Origin of the sequence: Citrobacter sp. S55_ASV_140 (genome assembly GCF_018919505.1) — a bacterium.
GTDB classification, from domain to species: Bacteria; Pseudomonadota; Gammaproteobacteria; order Enterobacterales; family Enterobacteriaceae; genus Citrobacter; species Citrobacter werkmanii.
Genome location: NZ_JAHLQZ010000259.1, coordinates 1 through 4,396, shown reverse-complemented (window position 1 = coordinate 4,396; position 4,396 = coordinate 1). Strand labels below are relative to the sequence as shown.

At 54.3% G+C, this 4,396-nt stretch carries 4 protein-coding genes and 1 pseudogene; 1 reads left to right on the top strand and 4 read right to left on the bottom strand.

Going from position 1 to position 4,396, the window contains the following annotated elements; genetic code table 11:
* Window positions 1-219: pseudogene (locus KQJ18_RS21915) on the bottom strand (zinc transporter ZupT); the annotation flags it as partial.
* Between the two features lie 147 nt (window positions 220-366).
* Here KQJ18_RS21915 and ygiD point away from each other — a divergent pair.
* Window positions 367-1,155 carry a 4,5-DOPA dioxygenase extradiol gene (gene ygiD, locus KQJ18_RS21910; protein ID WP_121529553.1) on the top strand — a complete coding sequence of 263 codons (789 nt, stop codon included), beginning with the start codon at window positions 367-369 and terminating at the stop codon, window positions 1,153-1,155.
* Window positions 1,156-1,239: 84 nt separating this feature from the next.
* Here the strand turns inward: ygiD and KQJ18_RS21905 are convergent, their stop codons facing one another.
* The 3 genes from KQJ18_RS21905 to tolC form a co-directional block, all read right to left on the bottom strand.
* Window positions 1,240-2,400, bottom strand: coding sequence for a glutathionylspermidine synthase family protein (locus KQJ18_RS21905; RefSeq protein WP_038642878.1), 1,161 nt, complete (start codon window positions 2,398-2,400; stop codon window positions 1,240-1,242).
* A gap of 5 nt (window positions 2,401-2,405) precedes the next feature.
* Entirely contained in the window at window positions 2,406-3,083 is a 678-nt protein-coding gene (locus KQJ18_RS21900; protein WP_006688037.1) for a DUF1190 family protein, read from the bottom strand.
* A 148-nt stretch (window positions 3,084-3,231) separates the two neighbouring features.
* Window positions 3,232-4,396, bottom strand: a 1,165-nt coding sequence (gene tolC, locus KQJ18_RS21895; protein WP_216422729.1) for an outer membrane channel protein TolC, incomplete at its 5' end; no start/stop codon positions are given.

Below are 4,396 nucleotides of genomic sequence, written 5' to 3'. Positions count from 1 at the left end.
CACAATAAACATCCCGTAGCCCAACACCGGCGACATGCCGTCAGCGGCCAGCGCAGCGGGCAGCATCTCCATTAGGGATATCAGTAACATAATTCCGGCAGCGAAACCTAAAGAAAAGGCAAGAACGCGGTTAGAGGGTTTTTGCCCCAGCACGCCGAGAAATGCGCCAATAAACGTGGCGGCGCCTGCCAGTAAAGTCAGAAGTAAAGGTACTGACATCGACAAATCTAACTCCTTATCAATCTGCTGTTCGGGCCAGATCGTCAAAATAACTGATGATCTTCATCATGGTTATCTGAGTTCTTCATCAACCGAAAAAGCGTATTGTGATGGTATCAAAATGACTCCCTCAGTAAGGATATCATCATGTCTTCAGCTCGTATGCCAGCATTGTTTTTGGGCCACGGTAGCCCGATGAATGTTCTGGAAGATAACGTTTATACCCGTGCCTGGCAGCAACTGGGGGAAACGTTGCCGCGTCCGAAAGCCATTGTGGTGGTGTCGGCGCATTGGTTCACTCGTGGAACAGGTGTGACGGCGATGGAAGCGCCAAAAACAATCCACGATTTTGGCGGTTTTCCACAGGCGCTGTATGACACGCATTACCCGGCCCCGGGTTCACCGGAACTGGCTCAGCATCTGGTTGACATGCTTGCTCCGGTGCCAGTGACCTTAGACCAGGAAGCGTGGGGCTTTGACCACGGCTCATGGGGCGTGCTGATCAAGATGTATCCGAATGCGGACATTCCGATGGTGCAGCTGAGCGTCGACAGTACCAAACCCGCGGCCTGGCATTTTGAGATGGGTCGCAAACTGGCGGCGTTGCGTGATGAAGGCATTATGCTGGTGGCCAGCGGTAATGTGGTACACAACCTGCGTACTGCGCGTTGGCACGGTGAGAACACGCCATACCCGTGGGCGACCTCATTCAACGATTATGTGAAGGCCAACCTGACATGGCAGGGACCGGTTGAACAGCACCCGCTGGTCAACTACCTCGATCATGAAGGTGGATCGTTATCGAACCCGACGCCGGATCACTATCTGCCGCTGCTGTACGTTTTGGGCGCATGGGACGGTATGGAACCGGTGACGATCCCGGTTGACGGTATTGAGATGGGCAGTTTGAGTATGCTGTCGGTGCAGGTAGGGTAATTAATGCCCGATGGCGTTGCGCTTATCGGGCCTACGGTTCATGCCGTAGGCCGGGCAAAGCGGAGTCGCCATCCGGCACAACGATTATTCGACAAAAATATGCGGATAGAAGCGCGAGAGATCCTGAGTGATCAACGCTCTGTCTTCACGAATGCCGATGCCTGCGGGTTGATCGTTGATCAGCCAACTGCCAATCAGCATATAGCTGTCGCCAAATTTCGGTAGCTGATGGAACTGCTGGACGATCATGCCTTCTTCGCCATACGGCCCTTCCACGGCTTCGATCGTTTTCCCGTTCTCGATGATGGAGACGTTAGCGCCTTCACGCGAGAAGATTGGCTTAACGACGAATTTATCCATCTGCGGATAGTCGTCTTCGGCGAAATAAGCAGGCAACAGGTTCGGATGGTTCGGGAACATTTCCCACAACAGCGGTAATAGCGCCTTGTTGGAGATGATGCTCTTCCAGGCAGGTTCCAGCCAGCGAACGCCCGCGTCTTCAAGCTTAGTGGAGAACATTTCACGCAGCATGAATTCCCACGGATAGAGCTTGAACAGGTTTGCAATAACCTGATCCTGCATATCCGTGAACTGACCTTTTTCACCCAGGCCAATATCTTCGACATAGAGGAATTCAGTGGCGATCTCAGCCTCGGCAGCGCAATCCTGCAGGTACTGGATCGTACCGCGATCTTCGACCGTATCACGACAGCAGGTCAGATGCAGTAGTTGAAAACCATACTGTTCACGCAGCTCGGTGAAACGCTCGATCAGCTTTTCCTGCAGACTGTTGAACTGATCGCTGCCTTCCGGCAGGTTGCCGGCATTAAGCTGATCTTCCAGCCAGATCCACTGGAAAAACGCGGCTTCGTACAATGACGTTGGCGTATCAGCGTTGTTTTCCAGCAGCTTGGGTTCACCTGTGCCGTCCCACGCCAGATCCAGACGAGAATAAAGCGACGGTTGTTGTGTCTGCCAGGACTGGCGGACAAAGCCCCAGGTATGCTTTGGAATGCGGAATTTTGTCATCAGCTCATCGCTGGCGATGACCTTTTCCACCACTTTGAGGCACATTTGATGCAGCTCTGCGGTGACCTCTTCCAGCTTTTCAACCTGGGCAAGCGTGAGCTTATAGTACGCGTCTTCACACCAGTACGGCTCGCCGTACATGGTGTGAAAGTTGAAACCGTATTCGGTGGCCTTATCGCGCCAGTCCGGGCGCTCAACAATACTGACTCTTTCCATGACCATCAGCCGCCCATTGAACGTGTAGTGGTACCGCTGGCGCTACGTTGCATGGTGCTCTGTTTAGCCACAGATTCGCCAAATCCGCCGCGGGTGACGGTAGTGGTGGTGGCCGGTTTCGGCGCCATGGCGGTTTTCGGCACGGTCATGGTGCGGCCCGGTGTCGCTGCGCCGTAGTTTTTACCGCTGGCGTCAGTGTACTTGCCGTATGCCGGACTGGCCGGGTTTTTCGAGCTGAACAGCGGCTGCTGAGCGCCCATTCCGCCGCCCATCAGTCGGCCCATCATGTAGCCTGCCATCAGCGGCATCCAGAAGCTGCCGCTGCTTTGATTCTGCGCCTGAGCCTGGCCTTCGCCGGTCGGCGCCATACCCGCTTGCGCAGGTGCTTGTTGGCACTGGCCTTCGCCGAATTCAGCGATACAGTCTTCGCGAGTGGCATATTTTGGCGCGGTGCGTTCCGCTTCTTTCAGCGCATTGTTGAACGCGGTGGTACATTCGGCGCTTTTACCCGGATTCGCTGCTGAGCAGTCGTCCGCGTTTTGATAAAGCGAAACCGTTTCGTCGCTCTTTTCACAGCCCGCGAGCATAAACACAGCGGTAACTGCCAGGGCGACAGGAGTCAGATGGCGCGCGCTCCAGCTTTTGCGGAACGAAGCGTGATGTATTGATTTTGTCCGTTTCATATATGTCTTCCAGGACCCAGTGGTAAATACTGCTCAGAATAGAGGATGACTGGTCGAAATTGAAGCGGGAAGAGGCGAGAATGCGCAGGAAGGGGCGGATCTTTACGTTGTCTTACGTTCAGACGGGGCCGAAGCCCCGTCATCAGCATTAATTACGGAACGGGTTGGTGCCGTTGCTGCTGGTTGTACGTGCTGCTGTCGGCTGCGCCGCTGGCGTCGTGCTGTTGGACGTATAACCATCCGCGGCGGCGTCTTGCTGCGCGTTTTGCGGGGCGATCGTATCCGGGGTAGTGGATACCGGTTTACCCAGCGTATTGTTCAGGGCCACCAGATCCTGCTCGTTCAGCGTACCGAGCGCGGATTTGACGTTTAACTGATTGATTAGATAGGTGTAACGCGCATTAGCCAGCTGTTGCTTGGCGTTGTACAGCGTGGTGGTGGCATCCAATACATCCACGATGGTACGTGTACCAACGGAATAACCGGCTTCCATCGCATCCAAAGAACTTTGCGCAGAAACAACCGCTTGTTTGTACGCGTTGATGCTACTGATGGACGCATTAATGTTGTTAAACGAAGAACGAACGGTCTGCACCACGCTGCGGTGTGCGCTTTCCAGTTGTTCGCTTGCGCCAACAAAGTTGTACTGCGCCTGTTTCACCTGCGAGTTAACCATTCCGCCCTGGTAGATAGGCAGCGAGAAGCTCAGGCCGATTTTGTTCTGACCCATGTTGCTGTCGTCATACTGGGAGGTGTTGGTTTTGGAACCGCTGTATGAGGTATCAGATACGCCAGTAGATGCGGTCAGGTCCAGAGTCGGTAAATGACCGTCCTGTGCCAGGCGAATCTGTTCACGCGCCAGATCCTGGCTCAAACGCGCCTGCAATAAGGTCAGGTTGCGGTTTTCCGCTTCTTTCAGCAGTGCGTTCACCGCCTGCGGTTTGTTGGTTTTGAAGCCGTCAACGTTCAGCGAAGCCAGTTCCGGGTAGTAGTTACCGGTCACCTGGCGCAGTTGTTCCACCGCGTTATCCAGATTGTTGCGCGCGGTAACTTCGTTTGCCAGCACGGTATCGTATTGTGAACGGGCGTTCTGCACGTCAGTGATAGCGACCAGGCCAACGTTAAAACGCTGAGTGGTCTGATCTAACTGACGGTAAACCGCATCTTTCTGTGCCTGGGTGTAAGACAGCACGTCAATTGCGTTCAGTACGTTAAAATAGGCGGTGGCGGTATTCAGGATCAGCGTTTGCTGATCGGTCTGATAGGTCACGTCCTGGATGCCCGCTGATTTTTCTTGCAGCGTCAGGGCACGC